The organism is Pseudodesulfovibrio pelocollis (genome assembly GCF_030282845.1).
GTDB classification, from domain to species: Bacteria; Desulfobacterota; Desulfovibrionia; order Desulfovibrionales; family Desulfovibrionaceae; genus Pseudodesulfovibrio; species Pseudodesulfovibrio pelocollis.
In genome coordinates, this window is sequence record NZ_JASTWE010000012.1 from 17,931 (window position 1) to 40,148 (window position 22,218).

The 22,218-nt window shown below is 59.9% G+C and carries 22 protein-coding genes; 1 reads left to right on the forward strand and 21 read right to left on the reverse strand.

Annotated features, from left to right (window positions below):
- Positions 1 to 9 precede the first annotated feature (9 nt).
- From QQS14_RS06100 to QQS14_RS06165, 14 genes are all read right to left on the reverse strand, one after another.
- A complete protein-coding gene (locus QQS14_RS06100) occupies positions 10 to 1,038 on the reverse strand; it encodes an elongator complex protein 3 (RefSeq protein ID WP_285906075.1) in 1,029 nt (342 codons plus the stop codon).
- Positions 1,039 to 1,045: 7 nt separating this feature from the next.
- Entirely contained in the window at positions 1,046 to 2,014 is a 969-nt protein-coding gene (gene galE, locus QQS14_RS06105) for a UDP-glucose 4-epimerase GalE (protein WP_285906076.1), read from the reverse strand.
- A gap of 99 nt (positions 2,015 to 2,113) precedes the next feature.
- A complete protein-coding gene (locus QQS14_RS06110) occupies positions 2,114 to 3,124 on the reverse strand; it encodes an NAD-dependent 4,6-dehydratase LegB (protein WP_285906077.1) in 1,011 nt (336 codons plus the stop codon).
- Complete coding sequence (locus QQS14_RS06115) at positions 3,121 to 3,312, reverse strand: hypothetical protein (RefSeq protein WP_285906078.1); 192 nt, start codon at positions 3,310 to 3,312, stop codon at positions 3,121 to 3,123. Before QQS14_RS06115 ends, QQS14_RS06110 begins: the two co-directional genes overlap by 4 nt.
- Before the next feature lie 12 nt (positions 3,313 to 3,324).
- On the reverse strand, positions 3,325 to 4,089 hold the full coding sequence (locus QQS14_RS06120) for an SDR family oxidoreductase (RefSeq protein WP_285906079.1): 765 nt from the start codon (positions 4,087 to 4,089) through the stop codon (positions 3,325 to 3,327).
- On the reverse strand, positions 4,089 to 5,192 hold the full coding sequence (locus QQS14_RS06125) for an N-acetylneuraminate synthase family protein (protein ID WP_285906080.1): 1,104 nt from the start codon (positions 5,190 to 5,192) through the stop codon (positions 4,089 to 4,091). The genes QQS14_RS06120 and QQS14_RS06125 overlap by 1 nt, the downstream gene beginning before the upstream one ends.
- Positions 5,193 to 5,283: 91 nt before the next feature.
- A complete protein-coding gene (locus QQS14_RS06130) occupies positions 5,284 to 6,129 on the reverse strand; it encodes a glycosyltransferase family A protein (RefSeq protein ID WP_285906081.1) in 846 nt (281 codons plus the stop codon).
- Positions 6,130 to 6,149: 20 nt separating this feature from the next.
- The gene (locus tag QQS14_RS06135; protein WP_285906082.1) at positions 6,150 to 7,055 is read right to left on the reverse strand and encodes a methyltransferase domain-containing protein; all 906 of its coding nucleotides are present in this window, start codon (positions 7,053 to 7,055) and stop codon (positions 6,150 to 6,152) included.
- 14 nt (positions 7,056 to 7,069) lie between these two features.
- Positions 7,070 to 8,371, reverse strand: a complete 1,302-nt coding sequence (locus QQS14_RS06140) for an N-acetyl sugar amidotransferase (RefSeq protein ID WP_285906083.1) — start codon at positions 8,369 to 8,371, stop codon at positions 7,070 to 7,072.
- Positions 8,368 to 9,147: an imidazole glycerol phosphate synthase subunit HisF gene (gene hisF, locus QQS14_RS06145; RefSeq protein ID WP_285906084.1), complete on the reverse strand. Its 780-nt coding sequence runs from the start codon at positions 9,145 to 9,147 to the stop codon at positions 8,368 to 8,370. The genes QQS14_RS06140 and hisF overlap by 4 nt, the downstream gene beginning before the upstream one ends.
- The gene (hisH, locus tag QQS14_RS06150; RefSeq protein ID WP_285906085.1) at positions 9,141 to 9,761 is read right to left on the reverse strand and encodes an imidazole glycerol phosphate synthase subunit HisH; all 621 of its coding nucleotides are present in this window, start codon (positions 9,759 to 9,761) and stop codon (positions 9,141 to 9,143) included. Before hisH ends, hisF begins: the two co-directional genes overlap by 7 nt.
- 19 nt (positions 9,762 to 9,780) lie before the next feature.
- The gene (locus QQS14_RS06155) at positions 9,781 to 11,139 is read right to left on the reverse strand and encodes a hypothetical protein (protein ID WP_285906086.1); all 1,359 of its coding nucleotides are present in this window, start codon (positions 11,137 to 11,139) and stop codon (positions 9,781 to 9,783) included.
- Between the two features lie 108 nt (positions 11,140 to 11,247).
- Positions 11,248 to 12,477, reverse strand: a complete 1,230-nt coding sequence (locus QQS14_RS06160; protein WP_285906087.1) for a sulfotransferase family protein — start codon at positions 12,475 to 12,477, stop codon at positions 11,248 to 11,250.
- Positions 12,478 to 12,587: 110 nt separating this feature from the next.
- Positions 12,588 to 13,505: a class I SAM-dependent methyltransferase gene (locus QQS14_RS06165; RefSeq protein ID WP_285906088.1), complete on the reverse strand. Its 918-nt coding sequence runs from the start codon at positions 13,503 to 13,505 to the stop codon at positions 12,588 to 12,590.
- A gap of 132 nt (positions 13,506 to 13,637) precedes the next feature.
- Here QQS14_RS06165 and QQS14_RS06170 point away from each other — a divergent pair, with 132 nt between their 5' ends.
- Positions 13,638 to 13,802, forward strand: a complete 165-nt coding sequence (locus QQS14_RS06170) for a hypothetical protein (RefSeq protein ID WP_285906089.1) — start codon at positions 13,638 to 13,640, stop codon at positions 13,800 to 13,802.
- Positions 13,803 to 13,861: 59 nt separating this feature from the next.
- On the opposite strand, the gene QQS14_RS06175 is transcribed toward QQS14_RS06170, so the two are convergent.
- The 7 genes from QQS14_RS06175 to QQS14_RS06205 are packed head-to-tail and all read right to left on the reverse strand — an operon-like array spanning position 13,862 to position 22,216.
- Positions 13,862 to 14,935 carry a nucleotidyltransferase family protein gene (locus QQS14_RS06175; RefSeq protein ID WP_285906090.1) on the reverse strand — a complete coding sequence of 358 codons (1,074 nt, stop codon included), beginning with the start codon at positions 14,933 to 14,935 and terminating at the stop codon, positions 13,862 to 13,864.
- Positions 14,932 to 15,681 (reverse strand): cytidylyltransferase domain-containing protein, encoded by a 750-nt coding sequence (locus QQS14_RS06180; protein WP_285906091.1) that lies wholly within the window; start codon positions 15,679 to 15,681, stop codon positions 14,932 to 14,934. The genes QQS14_RS06175 and QQS14_RS06180 overlap by 4 nt, the downstream gene beginning before the upstream one ends.
- A gap of 9 nt (positions 15,682 to 15,690) precedes the next feature.
- Complete coding sequence (locus QQS14_RS06185; RefSeq protein ID WP_285906092.1) at positions 15,691 to 16,740, reverse strand: N-acetylneuraminate synthase family protein; 1,050 nt, start codon at positions 16,738 to 16,740, stop codon at positions 15,691 to 15,693.
- A gap of 2 nt (positions 16,741 to 16,742) precedes the next feature.
- The gene (locus QQS14_RS06190) at positions 16,743 to 17,939 is read right to left on the reverse strand and encodes a DegT/DnrJ/EryC1/StrS family aminotransferase (RefSeq protein WP_285906093.1); all 1,197 of its coding nucleotides are present in this window, start codon (positions 17,937 to 17,939) and stop codon (positions 16,743 to 16,745) included.
- Between the two features lie 29 nt (positions 17,940 to 17,968).
- Positions 17,969 to 20,083: a glycosyltransferase family protein gene (locus QQS14_RS06195; protein WP_285906094.1), complete on the reverse strand. Its 2,115-nt coding sequence runs from the start codon at positions 20,081 to 20,083 to the stop codon at positions 17,969 to 17,971.
- The gene (locus QQS14_RS06200) at positions 20,074 to 21,075 is read right to left on the reverse strand and encodes a hypothetical protein (RefSeq protein ID WP_285906095.1); all 1,002 of its coding nucleotides are present in this window, start codon (positions 21,073 to 21,075) and stop codon (positions 20,074 to 20,076) included. Before QQS14_RS06200 ends, QQS14_RS06195 begins: the two co-directional genes overlap by 10 nt.
- Positions 21,065 to 22,216 (reverse strand): hypothetical protein, encoded by a 1,152-nt coding sequence (locus tag QQS14_RS06205; protein WP_285906096.1) that lies wholly within the window; start codon positions 22,214 to 22,216, stop codon positions 21,065 to 21,067. The genes QQS14_RS06200 and QQS14_RS06205 overlap by 11 nt, the downstream gene beginning before the upstream one ends.
- Positions 22,217 to 22,218: the final 2 nt, after the last annotated feature.

A 22,218-nucleotide genomic window follows, 5' to 3' on the forward strand; every position in this document is an offset into this window, starting at 1 on the left:
CTGGCCAACTCAGATCAGCACGAATCCCGCGGCGTCCACATAACGGATCGTCCCTTGGGACAGCCCCAGGGCTTGATACTCACCCCGCAGTTCGCCGCCATGGCCCAACAGCTCACCCTGGTACCGCCGGGGCACGTCCAGCCGCGTGGGCGCACGGCCCAACTCACCGGCCGCCTCCCGGACCACCTCCAGCAGGGCCCGCCCGCGCACCGACTGCCCCAGGGCCGGATGCCACGGCCCGGCCAGAATATCCCGTTCCAGCGTTCCCTCCGGGGCCAGCCCCAGCCGGATGACCCGCACCCCGCGCCCCCAGAAGACTGGCAGGGCAGCGGCCAGTTCCTCCCGGGTCCGCTCCAGGGTCCAGGGCGTGTAGCGGCCGCGCTCCCACTCCCGGGCCAGCCCGGTGCCGCGCACCACGAGGCAGGGATAGAGCCGGGCTATTTCCGGGGCAAGGTCGGCCGCCAGCGCCGCATCGCGCCGGAATACCCCGGGCCGATCGCCGGGCAGGCCGGGCAGCAGCTGAATGCCCAGCGCCAGTCCGGCCTCGCGCACGGCAGCACATCCTTGCCGGGCGGTTTCGCCGGAGTACCCACGGCCCGAAACGGCCAGGGCACGGTCGTCAAAGGACTGAACGCCCAACTCCACCATGTCCAGCCCAAGGGTGCGCAGCCTGGCCAGACCGGCCGAGTCCGTGCAGTCGGGCCGGGTGGAGCAGCGCACGCGGCTGATCAGCCCCGCACTCCGAAAGCGCGCGGCCAGGGCCAGGAAGGTTTCGGGCCACGGCTCGGGCAGGGCGGTGAAGGTGCCGCCATAAAAGGCCAGCTCATAGGGACCGCGCCCGGCGGCCAGGGCGGATTCAAGGTCGCGGGCCAGACTGTCGCGGGCGCCACGCAGGGTGGTGGCGTCGCGGCCGGTCTGCCTGTCCTGGGCGCAGAACAGGCAGCGGTGCGGGCACCCGGCAAAGGGCAGGAACACGGGCCAGACGCGATGTGCCCGGGGCGGTGGCTCGGGGTGGAAGAACTCGATCTGCCGGGCCACGTCCGCCCTACCTGTTCATCCAGTTCCAGGCATGGCCGATGGTTTCGCGGATGTCCGTAAATTTCGGTTCCCAGCCGAGGGCCTTGCCCGCCAGGGCGCGGTCGGCCACCAGCCGGGGCGGGTCGCCGGGCCGCCGCTGGCCGATCTTCGGCTCGATGGGCAGGCCGGTCACGGCGCGGGCGGCCTCGATGATCTCGCGCACCGAGTTGCCCGTGCCGGTGCCCAGGTTCACGGCCAGGGACGGGTTCCCGGCCAGGTGGTCCAGGGCGAGGATGTGGGCCTCGGCCAGGTCGCAGACATGGATGTAGTCGCGGATGCAGGTGCCGTCGGGCGTGTCGTAGTCGGTGCCGAACACGGTCACGGGCCGGTCCGGCTGCCTTGCGGCCCGCAGCACCAGGGGGATGAGGTGGGATTCGGGATCGTGGCTCTCGCCGGTCTCGCCGTCCGGGTCGGCCCCGGCGGCATTGAAATAGCGCAGGGCGCAGTGGCGCGTGCCGTGGGCGCGGCCAAAGTCCTCAAGCATCCGCTCGACCATGAACTTGGACCAGCCATAGGGGCTGACCGGCCACTGGGGATGGTCCTCGGTGATGGGCACCTGCCGGGGCTCGCCGTAGACCGCGGCCGTGGACGAAAACACGATGCGCCCGCAGCCGTGGTCGCGCATGGCTTCGAGCACGGCCAGGGCCCCGGCCGCGTTGTTGCGGTAGAAGGCCCCGGGGTTGCGCACCGACTCGCCCACCTCGATGAAGGCCGCGAAATGGATGACCCCCTCGGGCCGATAGGTGGCGAACACCGTATCGAGCAGGGCGCGGTCCGCAATGTCGCCGCGCACCAGCGGCCCCCACTTGACGGCCCGCGCATGGCCGTTTGACAGGTCGTCGAGGGACACGGGCGTGTACCCGCGCACGGCCAGCGCCTTGCAGGTGTGGGAGCCGATATATCCGGCCCCGCCGGTAACGAGAATGGTCTTGGTCATGGGCTGACGTTCTTTATTCCAAAAAGACACTCGGTTGTGAGGTTTCACGGATGCCATCATCCACCCGGCCAGCACTGCACCGGGTCACATCCACTCTCGTTACACGTTGTAGATATCCGCCTTGTACAGGGAAAGGTTGTCCCGCAAGGAAAACCAATCCGCTGTCTCTTTCAACCCTCTGATAAAACCCTCAATACCGGCATACTCGGGCTCCCAGCCCGTCAGCTCCCGCAGACGGGTGTTGTCTGCAAAGAGTCGCTCCACTTCGCTGCCCTTGGGGCGAACCCGCTGGGCATCCTCTTCGAAAGCCACTTCCTTGTCCATGACCTCCGCAATGCGCAGCGCGACTTCGCCGATGGAGATCTCAAATCCGCTCCCCGCGTTCAACACTTCGCCGACCGCTGTGTCGGATTGAGCCACACTGACGAAGGCTTCCGCCGTGTCGGTGACATAGCTGAAATCCCGCGTGGGGTGCAGCGAGCCAAGCTTGATGGATTTCGCACCGTTGGCCAATTGGGTGATTATCGTGGGTATGACAGCCCTTGCCGACTGCCTCGGGCCGTAGGTGTTGAACGGGCGCAACACCGCAACCGGAACCTCGAAGGAGCGATAATATGAAAGCGCCATCTGATCCGCCCCGATCTTGGTGGCGGAATAGGGCGACTGACCTTGCAGTGGATGCTCCTCGGTAATGGGAACAAACTGCGCCGAGCCATAGACTTCGCTGGTGGAGGTATGGACAAAGCGGTCCACACCTTGGTGCCGCGCCGCCTGTAACAGGTTCAGGGTGCCCATGATGTTCGTCTGCACATACGATTCCGGCGATGAGTAGGAATAGGGTATGGCGATAAGCGCGGCCAAATGAAAAACCACGTCAATGCCCTTCATCATCTCGCGGACACTTCCGCAATCGCGAATATCCCCTGTGACGACTTCCGTGGCCGACAGGATGTCGGGCCGCAGGGTGTCGAGCCATCCCCAGGCATTGCAGTGATTATAGTGGGCCAACGCCCGAACCGAATGCCCGGCGGTCACGAGACGTTCCACAAGATGCGAACCGATGAATCCGTCAGCTCCGGTTACCAGAATTTTCTTGTTGGCAAGCTTCATTGCGCATCAGCTCCGGTGCCAGGCGGCATGACCCCTTCCTCTTCCTTGCCACACGCGAAAATCCCCGTTGTGCTTGAGACGAGTTCGGAAAGAGGCGTTGTCACATGCACTTGACACCGCCTGAGCGGAGAAAGTTTCAACTTGTTGGACTCGTTGTTGTTTCTCTCAGCCTTGTTGTCGCTCATCATGCTAACCTCCCGCTACACGCAGCTCATGCCACCATCAATCATGAGAAATTCACCCGTGGTGCAACCAGCCGCATCCGAAAGAAAGAAGACCACCGCAGCGCCCACCTCGCGGGCGGTCGCCATCCGTCCCAGCAGGGTCTTGGCATTATATTGGCCCAAAAACGGTTCGGTCTGGTTGTTCTGGACGCCGCCCGGGCATACCACATTGACCCGGATGCCCTTGCTGCCATAGCGGCTAGCCAGCCATCGCGCATGGGACAATATCGCCCCCTTGGCCGCGCTGTATGCGGACGGCGTAAACTTGTCGGTTCCATTATATATACTGAAGTCCGGCCCGATGACGCCGTACACCGAGCCCAGACTGACGATTGACCCGCCCGGGGCCATGGCTTCTGCCGCTGCCTCGCTGCACAGGCACGAAGCACCAACATGACGCTGCACCGCTTCCAGCCAGGATGTTTCCGGGCAGCCGCTCTCGTCTTCACTGGCCGCTGGATACGCGCAGTTCACCCACCCGTCAAAAGGATAACGCGCCCACAAATCGGCAATGCGCCCATTCAGACCAGGGAACTCCGTCACGCTGAGGCGCTCATAGGCCACCTGCTCCATACACCGTGAATCCAGAAAGGATTCGAGGACGGTTTCGCCATCCGTCACCATGTCCAAAACAAGAACCTCGGCCCCGGCCTCAAGAAGGCACGCAAGCGCGCCGCGCCCGACTCGCCCCAAACCGCCAGCAATGACTATTCTTCTTCCCTCAAGGCGGAACATCTGCATCACGCCTCCCCGTCAAAGTCCTGCCAAACAATGATCTCGTCCGCAGAAATGTGCTTCTTCACGACCCGCCCGACCACATGGTCAAGATCCACCGGGCTTATGCCAATGCCGGGCCGCTTGAAATCGAGATCTGCGACCGCAAGCCGTGTGCCTGCCTTGATGTCGCGGGCGGCAACGATGCTTCTCCTGAAAGCCGGGCGGCGCTCGGCATCCTCGCTCGTCAGGGTGCGCCTGGTCGAGCCCAGGCAGGCGCGAACGCTCCGGCACATGCGCACCAACTCGGCCATCTCCGCCGGATCGGTGGAAATGGCGTGGTCCCAGCCGAACATGCCCTTGTCCAGGGTAAAATGTTTCTCGATGATGCTTGCCCCCAAGGCAACGGCTCCCACTGCGGCGGCAGCCCCCATGGTGTGGTCCGAATAGCCCACCGGGCATCCGGGATAGGCCGTACGCAACCACTCCATGTTCCTGAGATTGACGCACTCCTCGCGAGGTGGGTAATTGGAAACGCAGTGGAGCAAGGCCAGTTCCTTGACGCCCGCCGCCTCCATGACCAGCACGGCCCGGTCTACCTCGCCGGGGTCTGACAGGCCGGTGGAGAGGACCACCGGGGTTCCTATCCCGGCCACGTATTCAAGCAACGGCGGCGTGGTGATGTCCATCGAGGCAATTTTCACGAATGGGGCCTTGAGCTCCTCCACCAGAAAATCCGCTTCTGCACGCGAAAAGACAGAGCTGGAAAAGTGGATGCCTGCATTGTCGCAGAATTCCTTCAACTCCCTCAGTTGGCCTTCGTCAAGAGAAAACGCCTCAACGATCTTCTCCAGGGTAAAGTCCTTCCGCTGGCGGTAGTCGTCGGAAAGAAACTTGTTTTCGCGATAGTTGACCGCAGAGAAAATCGTCTTTTTGCTCCATGATTGAAACTTGACACAATCGCATCCGCTTTCCTTTGCGGCAACAACCAGTTTCCTGGCAAGTTCCATGTCTCCATTATGGTTTGCCCCGATCTCGGCGATAATGTACGGGACACCAAAATCACTGACCACCCTGCTCCCAAAGGATATGCTCATACTTCCCCCTCCTGAAAGATAGCCAGGGAACACATTGCTTCACCGCCTGACGGAATTCTCGTCATTTCGCAGGCACCACATCGGCCATCCTCTCGCCTTGTCCCATGTGATTCAACCACCCAGCCTAACAACACTCCCACCACAGCATCTTCCTGCTTTTTTTTGCATCCAGCGCATCAGCCAGTTGCATCAAATGCCTTCTGTCCTCAGTGCATCGCGCATGAAGGTTGCCATATGCCTGCGCCAAGGCGGCATAGCCGGTAAAATGGTTATTCATGAATCGGTAGTGCGCCTCCTTCACCGCCAGACAGCGCAACAGGTAATCCGCGCCCAACAGGCCATGGCCTGCGAAACTCATCTCGTGCTGCCGATAAAACGTGGCCGCTTCCGCTGTGAACACGGCCTCGCGGCCAGACTCCAGCAATGCGCCATAGAGCGCCCAGTCAAAGGCCGGTATGTCGGCAGGAATGGTCAACTCCACCGCCAAAATGGCGGCCGCGACAGCGGTGTTGCCAAGACCAAGGCAATTGCCGCACCGGATGTCCTCTTTTGTCACCGCCTGCCCGTGATCAAAGACATGGGAGAACCAGGGATTTCCCACAACGCCGTCAGCGGTCATGGGAATCACGTCGTTGCAAACGATGGCAGCCCCCGCACCGATCAGTTTCCTGCTTTCCGCGACCCGGCCCATGCCCTGCACGTCGTCGCAATCGGCAAAAACGATCACCTCCACCCGGCTCTCCAGGCAGCGGCGGATTCCCGCCATGCGGTTTACTCCGGGCGTGCCGGAGTTGGACACAAAAGAGACATCCAAGTCCCCGGTCCATCGTGTGACCTCGGCCTGATCCAAGCCATCGTTGACGATGAGCACGCCGAACTCCCTGTCGCGCTGCTCCAACAAGGAGCGGAAGTACGCCTCAAGGTAGGGCTCCACGCCCTTGAACACTGTGCCCATGACGACCGTTTTCACGCCAACCTCCTCGCCTTCACCTAACCCGTGCGTCGCGCCAGGAGGCGAAGCTGCTGCGCCCTGTTGGCCTGTGCGGGTCTGAAAGCGTCACCCCCCAGTGCGTTCCAGATCCTGAAATGGACATTGGCAATGGCCTGAAGGGGTTTTGCCAGTATCGGGAGTTTGTTGGCATTGGCCAGCCTGGTGCTCCATGGCAGTCTCATTGCAAACCGATCCAGCACCACGGGATCGAACCCATACTCCTTGCAAAGGCGCTCAAGGGATGAGGAGGGAAAGTACTGCCGGGCATGCCTGTTCATGCTATACTCCAGCACCTGCGCAGGCTCGCACCAGTCAATTTCGCGTACCGTGATGAACATGTACCCCCCCGGCTTGACGAGGGATTTTACCTTTCTCATGACCTTGTCGAGGCCGCTCAGATACGGCAGCACACTGGCCAACACGACCAGATCCCACTGCCCGTGGACCTCGACAGACTCGAAAAACCCGGTACGCACCTCCACCCCGTGCTGGTTTTTGGCCCGGACCGCGAAACCCTTGTCGTGGTCCACGCCCAAGACCTGCCACCCGAGATCACCCAATTCTCGCAGATCGTGGCCAAAGGCGCAGCCCACGCTGAGCGCCCTTGGCGAAGCCGGGACGCCCAGGCGCTCAAGGTAAGAGATGATCCACCGCACATGGCTGCGGGCGTAATTCCAAAGCTTGTTGCTGCGATAATCCGAGGCGAACCCGGTCTCCTGGCTCTCAACGGACAGGGCTTCCACGGGATAGGGGTTGTCCGGGGTCGAATTGTCGATGAACAGCAGCCCGCATTCACGGCACCGATGAAACACCTCGCCCGTGGACCGCTCATGGTAAACAGGAGCCCCGGCGGTGCGGCAAACCGGACAGCAATCGTGGGGCAAGGTCTCTGGACGATCAGGCATCAATACTCCTCGAATCAGAGCACGCTGAAGGTTGCCGCTTCTTCATCCAGCCTCGGATCGCCGCTCTTCTCCGGCGGGTTGTCCGGGTTGTAATAAAGAGCCCTGTTGTGGTGGGCAAAGACATGATCCGCCTCATCCAACGGGGCCTTGAGGGCCTCGTGGGTCTCGTCCGTCTCCTGCCGGTGGATGGCATCGGTCAGAACCCATTGCCCATCCTTGCCGCGCTCCCAGATGCCCGCCTCGCGCTGGCTGTCGAAAAGAGCCATGAACTCCTGGCGGCTCAACTCAAAGTAGTCGAGGTAGGTTGCCAAGGATTTTGGCTCCACCGGGTCATACTCCCTGACCAATTCCACGCCCTCGGCCCGGGTCAGGCGCCCCAGGCGAATCTCGCGGCTGGCCGCGTCTGTGCCCCGCCCGTAGCCGAATTTGAGGAATTTCATGTAATCATGCACTTCGTTGGCATGGTCTTCAATGTGCGAGTAGAGGTTGAAGGTCCGGTCGCGATGGAAGGTGACCGGGGCAAAATCCCATGTCTTCATCATCAATTCCGTCTGGGCCTTGGCTTCCCAGTTAATGAAATTGCTCAAGTAGATTCCGCGCATGTCCACCCTTTCCACCTCTTCGGAAGAAGGGAAAAGGTAGGGGGCCATGTCGGTCATCTTAATGTCGTTGTCCGGGTCTTTGACAACATCGGCCACGTCCAGGCCGCGCATGTCGTACTGCTTGCGTGTCCAGCGGGTAAACTCCACGAAGTTCTTGAGCGAGAACATGCCGGTCAGTTCCGCGTACCCGTGTTCGCCCCAGATGACGAGCGGGATGTTCATCTGCGCCGAAACCTGGAAGGGCACAGTGTAGATCCCGGCGTGATAGTGCCAGGTCAGGTCGCCGACACGCTTCAGCATGAACCGGGAAAGCTTGCGCACCGAGTGGGGACTGGGCGTGATCCGTATCAGGTCACACCCGGATTTCTCCACCAGATTTTCCAGGTTGCGCCCTCCAGCCTGGGTGTTGAATGTGTGGTTGAACGCCACCAGAAGCGGGTTCATGCCATACTTTTCCTTCATGAGCCAGGTCTGAAAATGTGAGTCTTTCCCGCCACTTATCGGGATTATGCAATCATAGATATTCCCCCTGCGACGCGCGTCGGCCTGGGCCTCTTCCAGCAGGCGGGCAAGCATCCGCTCCCGCTCTTCCCAGTTGATGTCGGCATCTTCCCGGCTCTCGTGGTACCGACAGCCGCTGCATACGCCCTCTGCATCGAAGATGATGGTTGGTTTTGCATTTTCCGGGTAGCAACAACGTTTGCAGTATCTCATGCCTTAACTCCGTTCGCGCTTCGAAATGGTAGGTTCTGATCCAGCAGATATCGTTTGGCTTTCTTGCAGCTATTTTCCGAGTAATGAAAAACATTGGCGGCAGCCACGGCGTCCAGGCCAGCCTGCTCCACGCCTTCCTTGAGATGCCCCCACTCGGACACCCCGCCAAAGCCGATGACAGGAATCGAGACGGCACGCTTCACCTTGGCCAGGCAATCCAGGTTATACCCCCGGCACATTCCGTCATGTTCGATGGAATTCACGAACAGTTCCCCGGCACCGAGTTGCTCGGCCTCCCGAGCCCAATCCACGACCGCTGTGGCTGTGAGCCTCGCGCCGCGATCAATGCAGACGCGCTCTACCCCGTCAGCGTCTTTTCTTGCGTCAATGGAAACAACCACGCATTGCCGCCCGAGGCGGTCGGCAAGCAGCGGGACCAGGGTGCGATCCTCGAAAGCCCGCGTGTTGAGCACCACCTTGTCCGCACCGCAATGAAGCAGGTCAACAGCGTGCTGCTCGGTCTCGATCCAACCGCCCACGACATGAGGCAGGAAGCAGGCGTCGGAAAGCTCGGCAACAACGTCAAGAAATTGTCCACGGCTTTTTGACGAGCGGCTGACATTGAGCGTCATGATCTCATCGACAGCCCACTTGTTGAAGCAGTCCATGGCAAAGACCGGATTGTCGTGAATCTTGTGCGGGTGCCTGAACTGCTCGCTTTGGACGATTTTGCCATCGCAAACGACCAGCACGGCGACGAGGCGCTTCTTCAACATGGCAACTCCACGAAATTCTTGAGGACACGCAGTCCAAAGTGCTGGCTCTTCTCTGGATGAAACTGGGTGCCAAACACGTTGCCGCGCTCCACGGCAGCCACGAATGGCTCCCCATACTCACAGGTGGCGGCAACATCAGACGAATCGCAGCAAGCCACCTTGAAGCTGTGGACGTAGTAGAAGTCCGCTCCCTCGGGTACGCCTGCCATGATCGCCTTGCTGTTGACCGGCCTCGTGTCGTTCCATCCCACATGCGGCACCGACAACCCGGGGGTGTCCGCAAACCGCGTGACAGCCCCGCGCAGCCAGCCCAGACCGGGGGTCTTCTCTCCCTCGTGTCCCATCTCCATGATGAGCTGCATGCCCAGGCAAACCCCCAGGAACAATTTGCCCCTGCCCACGACCTGCTCGTTCAGAGCCTGAACAAAACCGGTCTCGTTCAGGTAGGCCATGGCCTTGGGGAACGCCCCCACTCCCGGCAGAATGATCTTGTCGCACCGTTCAAGTTCCCCAGGGCTTTTCACGACCATCCCGCCATCGCAACCAACCGCCTTGAGGGCGTTGATGACCGAGCGAAGGTTTCCGGCCCTGTAGTCAATGACACCTATCTTCATCACATCATCCTGCCTGGCCTTATTCGGGAGACCCCGACCAGTAGCCCTTGCCTTCCACATTCACGAATGTCCCGTTTGTCCTTTCCAGAAGAGCCGTGGCAGTGCTTCCGGCAGCAGTGCAGGCCCCAACACCCAGGTAGTGGATGATTTCCGGGTGGCGCAGCGGGGTTCCCCAGGCAGTGTCGCCCACCCGAACGAAATTCTGCTGGTAAAAGCGATGGTCCACGGTCTTTACCGCCAAAAACGGCTCGCTGCCGAACACCGGCTGGTTGCTGGTCACATACAGGACATCGTCTTCCACGCGCATGGAAAATTGCAACGGCTCGTCATCATCGCGCCCCAGGGCGCCCGCCGCCGCCTCCACGGCAGTGGCGTTTCGCCACTGCACTTCCGGGAAATCCCTGGACACGCGACTTACCAACTCGAACAGTTTCTCCGCCTCTGGCGCAATGGCGCGAAAGTCGTGGCTGAACCCGGAAACAACCGTTGGCTCCCCCCTGTCCGCACGCTCAAAGGCCCGCCGGACCTCGGACTCATCCAGGCTGTAGAGACGGGTGTTGACGCAGAGACTTCTGAACAGGGTCCGCTTCAAATTGCCAGGACGTTCAACATCGTGGGAATCCGGGTGATAGTGCGACCAGTCCGCCGGGGCGCGGAGCCAGAAGTCGTTCTCGCGCGCGATGCGCTTGTGCATGGAAAATTCGAAGTTGATGGAATGCAGGCTGTAGTCAAAGGGAATCCAGTTCTCCAGCCAGAGATTGGCATCCCATCGCTCCAGGCAGTAGCCCGCCCGATACGCTGCCGGAAAGTCGCGACTCTCGATGATGCGATGACACAGGATCTGCTCGTATTCGTCGCTGGAAAAAAACGATGCCTCCTTGACGAACGGGTGCTGGTCGCGACGCATCTGGTGATAGTGCCAGTAAAACCCATCCAGGTCGAAACTCGCGGGCGTCGGCAGGCTCTCGCGCAGGCAGTGGTAGACCTGTCCGTAGCCAACCAGGCGGCGGCGCGGATTGATGAACGTGGCCGTATTGTCCAGCACAAACCAGCTATACCGGTAGGGATTGCCCTCGGGGTCGGCCAGCTTCCTGCGGAAGACCTCGTCGCCCGCCGCGCGCAAGGCTTCGGCATAGGCGGCTCGTGAACTCAGGAAGTTGACCGTGGCCAGGAGCCGCTTCACCTCTTCCTTGTCGGACACCTCTTCTTCGCCTCGCTCCAGCCTGCCCACCAGTTCGCACATTGCCCCGTGGTCCATCTCGGTGTCGAAGTCGGTGCCAAACAATTCATTCACACGCAATACGGTTGCCTTGAGCGACTGCGTCAACGGGCCTTCTGTGTCGATGGCGTGGACGAGATAGAGTCGTTTTGTGGTCATGGGCGATCCTTGTCTTGTTGGTCGATCCAGCAATATCCGTTCCGACCGGGTTTGCGCGGGCTCGCACTGTTGTCCAGCCAACAACGCTCCCCTGTTTCGCTTGTCTCATCATGCGCAATCAGTGGCATGCGCTTCCTCCCTGCCCGACGTCTTCTGCACCAACAGGAAGGCATGAATGTCGTCGTGCAAGAAAAAGTGACGGGCGTCGCGCGCATTGAGCCCGGCTCGCAGCGCGCCATGCCGATTCCCCTCCATGGACAGCTCAAGGCGGGTGTCCTCCAGCGTGTACGGCTCAAACCGGCGGATCCACATGGCAAGACTCTCCCGTGGCACCACCGGAGGATCATCCAGCATTCGTCGTGTTGCATCGGCATCGGGTCCATGCACCGGCTCATAGCCGAACAAGCCCATCTCCGGTGCGCACAGGTAGTCCACCAAGGCGATCTCTCCTTCGGACAGGCTGCTCTGCCATCGACCAAGGGTGCTCGTGTCGAATGCTGTCCCGCCACGGCCAAAGGCACTGTTCTGAAACCATGGAAGGTTCAGACCGTTGACGAAGGAAGAGAGATCCGTCATGGCGGGGTGCCATTCGATGTCGAGAAAATCGCACATTTTCCGAGAGACCGCCGCGGGCTCAGTGATCACGTCTTCAAAACGAAGCGTCAGGACACGGCCGGACAACGCCGGATCGTGGCCATACCAATATGCCAGCGCTGCGATCTTGCGCCACTGGCGGGCCATGAAAACCGGAGGATACTGGGCCATGCGAAATTTCTTTGAGGCAAAAACCGCACGCGGATCGCGCACAAGGCAGACAAAACGCATTTCAGGAAAGGTTCTGGCCAGGGCGGGCACAAACTCAGTGGCCCATACCTCCTTGAAACCAACAATACCGGTGGCCCGGTCCCCGTACTCCTCCCTGATGAGCGTCAGCAGTTCCTCCAGGAGTTCTGCATAGGTGGCTCCGCCCGCCGACCCCGCCCTCGGGGCCAACAAGGGAGAGTACTGCGGATGCTCCGCGCACCAGGTCGCAATGCGGGCCAGCAGCTCGGCCCTATCCGCTTCCTTGAGGGGCAGATGGAGGTCTGCTTGCTGCACGGCCCGGAACACGTCAGCCTGCCGCCCGAAGGCATAGTCAGCCAGCGGAGACTCAAACCCCTCGGGGATGTCCGCACCATGCCGGGAGGCAATTGCGTTACGCAGAAACTTGAAGAAGGGAAACAACCCGTCGGACGCCAGGGCGATCCGCGGATGGGCGTGCAACAGCCTGCCGGTCAGGGTGGTTCCTGAACGAAACATCCCGGAAAGAAAGACGGTCTGCAGAGTGTTGGGATTCATGATGCAGCGCTCCTGCTGCCTAACCTGAGGGACTTTCCAGCCTGGAGCTGCATCCATGCTGGCACATCGCCTTGTTTCTGTTCACATGCTCATCAACATCAGCCGCATCTTTACAAATCATCATCTTTCCTGGCTATGAACTCCAAGCACCCGCCACCATACATCAAGCGACTCAAATAGTGGTCATAATTATAGTGCAGCGGGCTAAAATACCGCCGTATATTTTTACGCTTGATGTAGCGCCGCAGTCTTCGGGGAGAGCAAAACCCGTTTCTCGTGTACATTTCAATATGCTGCTCTTCGGAAACGGGAATACGGACAGGCGCCTGACAGATATTCTGAAGAGTGACAAGCAAGTCCAAATCAAGCAACGATTTCAGAAAGCCCAGATCGACGCTCTCTTCTTCACGGGTAACCATTTCATTCTGAACAAAATCAACAATTTCGGCAACGTCCTGAGGCGTAGTGTGGTCAACAAAGTCCTTGAAGTCCTCATTGTTCAAATAATAGTTTCGAAGGGCTGGATACAGGCAGTCGCGCCAGATGCCTCCCTCTTCACCCAAGACAGTATAAAGCATTCCACCCGGCTTGGTGACTCTCGCCAACTCCTTGAACGCCTGCTCGACTTCCGCATAGTTGTTCAGATGGACCATGACACCGTGGCAGGCCACAAAGTCGAATGATTCGTCTTCATAAGGTATGGAGAGGATATTACCGCTTTTCAAGTTCACGCATTCCAAAGGCACTCCATATTGCTCAAGGCTGGATTTTGCCACAGGTATAAACTCATCTCCAAGATCGAAAGCGCATATTTCCTTCGACCCTAGCCGGTGAAGCGCTATCATGAGCTTTGCCGTGTCTCCACACCCTGCATCGAGAACCTTTTTCCCCAGAAAATAATCGTCCTCAAGTTGGAAATATTCCATCGAGAACATATTGATAAACCGCTCCATTGCGACTTCATCTTGCGAGATGCGTTCATGCTGCTTATGATAAACTTGTCGTGTCTTTTCTGAGTAATCATGCATAATAACACCTGCCTAACTTGAGCGATTCCCCAACCTGACACAACATCAACGCTGGATCATAGCCCTGTGTTTGCTTACATTATCACCCGGCCGCGACCTCATGACCGTTTCGCCCATTTGGTCGAGGGCCGGATGTCCAACCTCAAGAGAACCAAAACACTGGTCATCAACGATGTCCATGCTGCGAAGGACAGCCTGACAGGTCGGGCCGGGCTCGATCTCTTGGCGCGCCACCTGCCTGGCATCGCCCTTTTCCCTCGCATCAATCGTCTTTCCGGCTCCGGGCCTGGCGCCTGATTTTCCTTGCTTTTCTCCCGGGTCAACCACTGCCGGGGCTGCTCCGCACGCCAAGGGTTCTAGAAATCCTTCCTGCGGGTGGCGTCGTTGTTCGCCTGAAGATAGTCCTTGGGGCACCCGATATCGAGCCAGTATTCCCGAACGGGAAAACACCCGACTCCCATGCCCTGCCTCTCGATGACGGCCCGAATAAGTTCGGGCATGTCATAGGGGCAGCCGCGTGGCACCAGGTCCAGGGCTTCGGGGGAGATCACGTAAACACCCGCGTTGACGTAGTACTCGAACTCCGGCTTCTCTTCTATCTCCCGGACGATGGTATCCTCCAGCTTGACCACCCCATACGGGATGGTCACATGGTGTTTCCACACGGCGGTAGTGATGATCCGCCCTTCATTGTGGTGGTATTCCAATAGTCTTTCAAAATCCAAGCCGGTGAGGACATCGCCATTGATCACAATCACCGGCTCCACCGGCTTGGACTTCAGCAGGCCGAGGCAGCCAGCAGTGCCCAGCGGTTCATTCTCCCTGAGGTAGGAAATGGAAACGCCGAACTTGCCGCCGTCACCGAAATGCTCGGTGATCCGCTCGGCCAAGTAGTTTACTGATAAGGATATATTCAGGAAACCACTCTCCCTCAACCGCTCGATGATGATCTCAAGCAGCGGTCGCCCGCCCACGGGCAGCATGGGCTTGGGCGTCTCCTCGGTCAGGGGGCGCAGCCGCATGCCCCTGCCCCCGGCCAGGATGACGACGTTGTTGGAATGGAGCACGGAGCGACCAAACAGCTCGCGCGTGTTCACCAGGGCCACGGGCCTGTGTTCCGAATCCACGACCGGCACCCATATGTGATGCTTGGACTGCTGCAAGTCCATGAGTTCCTGTATCGGGTCCTTGCTCGTGACGCACGCCGGGGTGGTGGTCATGATTTCCGAGATGGGCAGGGTCAATTCCACTCCGCGCAACAGCGCCTTGCGGATATCGGAGTCGGCCACGACGCCCTGCAACCGGCCTTCATCGTCCACAGCCAGAACCAGGGCATTGGATGCGTCCAGCATTTTCACCGCATCCATACAACTTAGACGTGCATTCAAAACCACTCGTGGAAATGTTTCAAGATAATTTCTGAGGTTCATGATCCCCTCGCAGAGCTGAATGGTTCATGCAAATGATGATTCGAGGTGTCGCCCATGCCAGCCAGTGTTTCAGCCACCTGCTCCACGGTAAAACCGTACCCGCTCCGGGCCGGATCGATTCGCGTCAGGATCTCCGTAACGAGACGCTCGTCCTCCGGGTAGTCCACGGTGACGAAAAAGCCGGTTGCAGCCCGGTCCGCCATCCTCAGGAAGCGGCTCGAAAACACGACTTCGTCAAGGGGCAGGAACCCTTTTTTCAATCGGTCAGGATTTCTCGCGCCGTAGCGGACGTACTCGCGCTCCAGGGCATCGGTCCTGAAGGCCATGGCCGCCATGCCCACGGGCCATCCGCTCGCATGGGCGGTGGTGGTGAACTCCGCACTGCCTGTCCGGTGTGCGGCCACGATCTCCCGCAGCCCGTAAGGGCAGACCAGAGGATCGTCGCCCTGAAGACGAACAAGGTTCGCAAGCCCGAAATGGCGTGCCGCATCCAGCACTCGCCCGGTCACGTCTTCCTCTTCGCCAATAAAGCAGTCCAGCCCCCGCTGCGCGCAATACCTCTCTATCTCTCGGCTTGTTGCGGTCGTGGCAACGATCAGGGGCATGTCTTCGAGCAAACCGGAGCATTCCACGCGGCGCACCAGATGCTCCAGAAGGGGCACACCGTGCATGTTTGCCAACGCCTTGTTGGGCAACCGCGTCGATCCGAGCCGGACCTGGAGGATGAAACCGATGTCCCTGTTCATCGCATCCGCCTAGAAGTCTTCCCAGGTGATGGGGGTGTGCCTGTCCAGATCTCGCCGAAGCCTCCGGCCCAGCACCTGCTCAATGTGGACCACGGAGATCCCCTTTTCCGGCTTGGCGGCCAAAATATCCTCTGCCGCCAGTGTCTGACCTTCCTTCAGCGGACGGGCGGCATACAGGCCACGCCGGCCTATGCGGCGGGGCAGACTCTGCTCGTCCACGCTCATGCGGCGTCCGGAACCGAGCGCCATTTCCATGGTGCGAATCCGGGCGACAAGCTCCCCGGCCTGCTCCACCGGAAAGGAAAAAACGTGTTCCGGGCTGGCAATAGCCGTGTCCCGGGTAATGGGTTTCTCGATGACGTCAGCCCCCAAGGCAATGGCCGCCATGACACAATCAAGTCCCGGGGTATGGCAGGACAGGCCGACAGGAATGCCGAATAGATCCTTCATGGTCCTGATCATGCGCAGGTCCGTTTTATCCGGCGGCGCGGGATAACCCGACGGGTTGTGCATGATGACCACCTGCTGCGCGCCGTGCCGCTCAAGGTGCATGAGCGCCTGCTCAACCTCGTGGATATACGCGCCGCCGGTATCCAGGAATATCGGCTTGCCCGTTGCCGCCACCCACTCCTGAAGCGGAAAATTGTTGAGATCCGGGGAGGCAAGCTTGTACGCAACGGCGCCGATGGATTCAAAGAACTCGATGCTGGACTTGGTGGCCACTGTCGGAAAAAAGGTGATGCTCCTCTTGTCCGCCGCCGCCTTGATCTGCGCAAACTCGCTGTAGGAAAGCTCCAGCCGCTTGAGGAGCTGATAGTAGTTCTCTGTCACCTCACCCCGGGCTGTGCCGTACGTGTGATTCACGGTTCGATCCACCACAAGCTCGTCCGCCTGGAACGATTCCACCTTGACGCAGTCGGCACCGGCGGCGGCCGATGCGTTGACAAAGCTCTCCGCCACCTCCACGCTCTGTTCATGGGTGACGCCAAGCTCTACGACAATGTACACTGGTGCGCCATGCCCGATGGTCTTGCCTTCGATCTCGACTGTGCTGCGCATGGCTATCCCCGCGCCCAGCGAATGGTCTGACGCAGGGCCTCGACCTTGGGCCGTGCCTCCTCTTCATCGCGGTAGTTGTTCACAAACTGCATCAGCTGAGGCTGGACCGCCTCGGCGACGGGGCACAGGCCCGGCCTGTATTCGACCTTCCCCTTGTAGAGGGGGCAGCGCACAGGGCATCCCTTTCCATAAAACGCTTCGTTCGCCATGACCGGCTCCAGATGAAGCGGAGCCCAGGCCGCATAGATTCCGTCACCGCCAAACGCGACATACCGATTGCGAAACTCCTTCCAGCTCCTGCCTGTCCTGGCCGCATCATACTTGGCGGCAAAGGAAAAATAGGCGTTGTTCGTGCCTGCCGGGTTGACCTGCGGAGCAAGAAACTCGCAACCTTCCTCTTCAATGACCGCCAGATACATGCCCGCGATTTTTCGGCGCATGGCCACGAACTCCTCGATGCGCTCGGTCTGGGCCAATCCCACTGCCGCCGCCACTTCCGGCATGCGGTAGTTCCAGCCAAAGCCGTCGTGGCGCTTGTATTCGGGTGACTGCAACTCCTCCTTGAGCACCTTGCGCACCCGCCCGTCGGAAGCGCTCAGACCCGCATAGCCCAGAGTGGCGAACTTGCGAACGGCCACGGCCAACACCTCGTCGTTGGTGGTCACGATGCCGCCGTCGCCTGTCGTGATGTGCTTGGAGTTCTCGAAGCTGAAACTTGTCATGTGGCATATGGACCCGGATTTTCTCCCCTTGTATTCTGCCAGGTGCGCCTGGGCAGCGTCCTCGATGACCACCAGACCGTGCTGGTCGGCCATCTCCATGAGGGGATCAAGGTCCGCTGGCAGTCCATAAAGGGACACCGGAATTATCGCCTTTGTTCGCTCCGTAATCTTGCTGGCCACGTCGTCCACATCAATATTGAAGGTCTGCGGGTCTATGTCGGCGATGACGGGTACCGCATTCTGGTGCAGGACCACGCTGGCCGTGCTGATGACTGTCAGGGCTGGCACAATGACCTCGTCGCCGGGGCCGACACCTGCCGCCGCCAGGCAGGCGTGCATGGTCGAGGTGCCCGAGTTCATCGTGATCCCGTATCTGGCGTCCACCTTGGCGCAAAATGCCTGCTCAAACCGCTGGTTCATGTTGCCACAAGTGGAAGACATGAATTCCGAGTCCAGCACCTCTTTCAGGTACCTCATCTCGGCCTCCCCGAATCGCCATGTATTTTTCATTGTTCTGCTCCGGATAGTTTCTGCTCGTACTGCTGGACCAACTGGCTCACGATACTTGAATACCTCTCGACTTCCCACAGGCGCACATTGCCAAAAATCCAATCCTGGTCCTTGCCCTCCTCGTATGGGACCACGGTGTCGGACGGCAAACGGAAGGGGACTCGCCTCGACTTCAGAACCTCCTCATGGATGGCTTGGGCCGCCCTCTTGCAGGCCAAACCGTCAATGTCGCCGTAATGGGCTCGCGTGATTTCACCAACCACGGCTTCGTCCGCATTGGACCTGCCCAGTTCAACCCCGTTGATGAGCTCCCTGAGCTCTTCGCATTGTTGGCAGGAAGGCGACAGCCTGGAAATGGGCAAATACTCCGGTGTCGGATCAGCAAAGCTCAAGGCCGGAATTGACAGGAAATGCCCTTCAAGGGCGGTCGTCGATCCCGCATGGATGATCAGGTCAACGCAAGAGAGCAGAACCGGCATGTATTCATCCATGATAACAGGGACTTTCATCTGCCGCTTCTTGAAGAAGGACTCATATGCCTCCACGCGCTCACCCGGGTGGGGGCGCATGATAAAATTCCACCTGTCCCCCATCTCCCGGTACAGACGATGAAGGGCATCCAGCCAGGTGGCCCGGCCCTTTTTGCACATGCCGACATAGGCCTCCACCATGGGGTCCAATTGCTCGGCCCGGCCCTTTTTGCGGGCCGATTCCGGGATAGCCGTGGCGGGATCGCGGTCAGCATGCGCCCAGCGCGCGCAAAAAATCATTACCGGCTTTTCGGGGTCCAGCCCGTACTGCTTGAGGTAGGCTTCTTTTGAAGGAAGGTACGGACCCAGCGAGCCCATCCTGTAGATATCGAAAAGCATGGCCCCGACCGAAATGGTCGCCTCCTGGGGCATGTACCCGAAGGTTGATGTGACATCCGCCGGCTCGGGGCCGGACATGACCTCCAGATCCACGAGATCGGAATAATCGTTTTTCCCGATCCACCAACTTCTTCTGCCCTCATCCGCATATTCCCAACTCGAATAGGTATGCCCCGCTTCCTCCCGGCGGACAATGGAGACGACATTGCGGGCACGGGCAAACTGGGCCAACTCGAACTTGAATGGCGTGGTCCGTTCGCCCCAGACCACGGCGTGTGGCAAGAGCTCCACCAGGCTCTCCTTCAGTCGGTTCAGTGACGGGCGCACATAGGTTTCGTAGCCCATTCTTTCAAGCCACAGGCGAAGGAGCAGGACGATGAAAAGGTCGCGCTGCTTGCGTCCGACGCAGAGCAGGATGCGTTTTTTCCCGGGCTCCCGGGGCGGTGTGGCAGAGAAGAGGTGGCATCGCAGCTGCGCCAGTTCTGTCGCCATCGGTTCGGCAACCGCGCCCCTGGCAAGGGACAATCGGCTCATCCACCCTTCGTGGTCCCTTTCAAGCAGCCGGTCCAGGCCCTCATCCATCTGCCCGCGCCTGGCCACCGCTTCCCCTTCCAGATAAATCCTGGCTGGCGCGAACAGCGGGAATTCCCTCGCGATGGACCGGGCGGTTTCCGTCATCACCGGGTCTCCCCACGCCTTGCCCAGCAACTGCCGGAGAAAGGATGATGGCGGGGCGGCCAATGCCGTCTTCCCGGCAACGCGCAACAGGAACCACGCGGTATCGACAAGGACGCGCTCCGGCATTTTCCCGAATTCCAGCATGTCACGGCAAACCATGGCTTGCACCGGGAAGCACACCTTTTCCAGGTCCTCCAACTGCCGGACGCTGCGGCAGACAACGGCAGGACGATGGCGCAGCACAAACTGCTTTATCGCGTACTCGTCTTCATTGCGCACCTTGAGCGACGTGCGGCCTATGTCCATGACCAGGGGGATTCCAGCGGGCATGTCCACGAATTGGACAAACCTGGGGCCAGGGCACAGGGAGTCAACGACGGCAAGAATGATATCGGCCTCCCTGCACGCCTCCCCTGCCGCGTTCGACGGCCCCCACATGGCCCCGGGCGGCGTCTCCCCGCCGCCGAAGTGGTGGCACAAACAATCATGCCCCATTTGGGTGTACGCCGTGATCTGTGCCGAAACACGTGGATCAGAGGAGTTCGTGAGAATGGCTATGCGCATGGAGACGTCTCTCCTCTGCCCAGGTCCGCTGAAGGAATCGAGAGCAAAAACTCCAACGGGATCAGCGTCACCGGCGCGCCATCCGCCCGGAGCACGCAAACACCGCCAGGGATCGCGATCATCTGGACAACCCTCTCTGGGCCGGAAAGACGGCAAACACCGACAACAACACCGCGTCTGTCGCAAATGGATATCTCGTGGTTGGTGGCAACCACGACCAAGCCCCCGCAGCACAGATAGCCCTTTGGAGACTGTGGCAGACTGGTGCGGAACACTGTCTTGGGCGCACGGGTTTCAAGTCCCATGGTGGCAAGGCTGGGAAACCAGGAATCACCAAGCGCCAACCCCTGCTCCGTTTCGACGAACTCGCGTGGCAGAAACAGTGGCCCTGCAACGTGATGTCGAAGGTCACCAAGGGTCTCCGCATCAACGGAAAACACCAACCGTGGATGGTTCTTCACGGAATAGTCGCCAATGATGTACAATCGCCCGTTCCAGACTTTACAGGCAACAATCCGGGACACGCTTTCCGATCCAACCCCCAGGGATTCCAGGGTGAATTCCATTTCCAGCCGCCCGGCCCCATCCAGGCGGGCGAACCGGCGGCTGATGCTGCCAGCCACCCAGAGGGTGTCGCCACTCCCGCAACAGACTGCCCGCTCAAAGGCGGGGTGCTCAAGTGAGCGGGTATGCTTACCGTTGCGGAAGCAGTGGATGGTAGGCTGTGAATGCTCAGTCACCACCAGCGTATTCCTGCCTGCCCAATATCCCAAATGGAAGCCCGCATTGATAATGCTGCCACTCAACACCGTTCCCGGCACAGGCCCGTCGTGGAGTTGGGCATGGCGCTCGATCTCGTCGCCAGAGAGCACGAATTGCCTGCTGCCAAGGCAAGACCACTCGTTGCCCCAGACAAAGGCCGCATCCTGGCCGTTGGCCACGACACTGTCGGCAAGCCTGTCCGTGACAAAGGCGAGATGGTCAAGCCGCATTGATGGTATCTTGTTTTGCTCTGACACGCTGGCCCATCCCTTGATCCTTGAAAATGGAATAACGCAACAAATCGAAGGAACTGCGTACGATCAGAGACGCCTCTTCCTGAACGTTGACCCCTTTGACGCGCCCGCCAAGCAGCAGTTTTTCGTATTGGCCAAGCATGGCCAGTGTACCCACCAGCACATGTTCCGTCATTTCAAACACCTGGGGGAAGGCTTGCCGCCCCCAGATGTAGCCGCCAGATGGCAAGACCGGTCGCATGGTCCGCTTTTCAAAGCTCCAATAGCCATCGCGAGGCTCAAAACGGTCAGAGTCGTCATAGTGACCACGCTCAATGCCCTGCCGCACCATAAAGAAAATTTGTCCTGCCAATTCGGCAGTATCAACCTCCACAGGGGGTCTGTTCCTGCCGATTGCCTTCACCACACGGCCCATTCCCTGCTTCGTCACCCCAAACAGGGTCACACTCAGGCTTTCCGCGCCGGGAAACGCATCATCACACAGGTGCAACACGGTCCGGTTCCTGCCATCGGTCCCAAGCAGGACCACCGGCACCTGGCCGCGCCCATCCAATCCGACATACTTTGGAGAAAAGTTCCGGTCGTACGAACCCCGGAACACAAATGAAGCCAGCCCTCCCTCACGCAGCCACCTGACGGCGTTCTCCCGGTCACACGACGACTCCAAGGGGATGCGCGGCTCTTGCGCTCTCTCGGCTATGCGAAGCAGGTCCTGCTCCCAGGCGTAGTCAAAGGGGGCACTGCGCAGCCAGCCATCCCCTTGAGGACCGTCGCCGGAGACAAGCGGAAACATCTCGCTGACATGAAGGATCTTGTACAGGGCACGCAGTTGACAGGGATGCTCGCTCGCCTTGCGGCATGAGGCAACCACATGAGACGGGTCCGCCTCATGAATCTTCAAGGCGCTCGCCAACATCCGGCCGGAAAGGAGCGGAGCATACCCCGATAAGACCGCCACAGGAGCCTCCTTGTCCATGCCGCCTGCTCCCAGGGCGCGAAAAAACTGCTCGCTGTTTTCGGGAAGAGACAGAGAAAGAACCCGGCCTGGAACACGGAAGACCCCCAGTCCTCGCGACGCAAGCCGCCGGGCCATGGCTTCGCTGCCGACAGCAGCCATTA

Coding starts and splice junctions, on each gene's coding strand:
- galE (WP_285906076.1), bottom strand. CDS start 2,014: ATGACCAAGACCATTCTCGTTACCGGCGGGGCCGGATATATCGGCTCC.
- QQS14_RS06110 (WP_285906077.1), bottom strand. CDS start 3,124: ATGAAGCTTGCCAACAAGAAAATTCTGGTAACCGGAGCTGACGGATTC.
- QQS14_RS06115 (WP_285906078.1), bottom strand. CDS start 3,312: ATGATGAGCGACAACAAGGCTGAGAGAAACAACAACGAGTCCAACAAG.
- QQS14_RS06120 (WP_285906079.1), bottom strand. CDS start 4,089: ATGCAGATGTTCCGCCTTGAGGGAAGAAGAATAGTCATTGCTGGCGGT.
- QQS14_RS06135 (WP_285906082.1), bottom strand. CDS start 7,055: ATGCCTGATCGTCCAGAGACCTTGCCCCACGATTGCTGTCCGGTTTGC.
- QQS14_RS06140 (WP_285906083.1), bottom strand. CDS start 8,371: ATGAGATACTGCAAACGTTGTTGCTACCCGGAAAATGCAAAACCAACC.
- hisF (WP_285906084.1), bottom strand. CDS start 9,147: ATGTTGAAGAAGCGCCTCGTCGCCGTGCTGGTCGTTTGCGATGGCAAA.
- hisH (WP_285906085.1), bottom strand. CDS start 9,761: ATGAAGATAGGTGTCATTGACTACAGGGCCGGAAACCTTCGCTCGGTC.
- QQS14_RS06155 (WP_285906086.1), bottom strand. CDS start 11,139: ATGACCACAAAACGACTCTATCTCGTCCACGCCATCGACACAGAAGGC.
- QQS14_RS06160 (WP_285906087.1), bottom strand. CDS start 12,477: ATGAATCCCAACACTCTGCAGACCGTCTTTCTTTCCGGGATGTTTCGT.
- QQS14_RS06165 (WP_285906088.1), bottom strand. CDS start 13,505: ATGCATGATTACTCAGAAAAGACACGACAAGTTTATCATAAGCAGCAT.
- QQS14_RS06170 (WP_285906089.1), top strand. CDS start 13,638: ATGTCCAACCTCAAGAGAACCAAAACACTGGTCATCAACGATGTCCAT.
- QQS14_RS06175 (WP_285906090.1), bottom strand. CDS start 14,935: ATGAACCTCAGAAATTATCTTGAAACATTTCCACGAGTGGTTTTGAAT.
- QQS14_RS06180 (WP_285906091.1), bottom strand. CDS start 15,681: ATGAACAGGGACATCGGTTTCATCCTCCAGGTCCGGCTCGGATCGACG.
- QQS14_RS06185 (WP_285906092.1), bottom strand. CDS start 16,740: ATGCGCAGCACAGTCGAGATCGAAGGCAAGACCATCGGGCATGGCGCA.
- QQS14_RS06190 (WP_285906093.1), bottom strand. CDS start 17,939: ATGAGGTACCTGAAAGAGGTGCTGGACTCGGAATTCATGTCTTCCACT.
- QQS14_RS06195 (WP_285906094.1), bottom strand. CDS start 20,083: ATGCGCATAGCCATTCTCACGAACTCCTCTGATCCACGTGTTTCGGCA.
- QQS14_RS06200 (WP_285906095.1), bottom strand. CDS start 21,075: ATGCGGCTTGACCATCTCGCCTTTGTCACGGACAGGCTTGCCGACAGT.
- QQS14_RS06205 (WP_285906096.1), bottom strand. CDS start 22,216: ATGGCTGCTGTCGGCAGCGAAGCCATGGCCCGGCGGCTTGCGTCGCGA.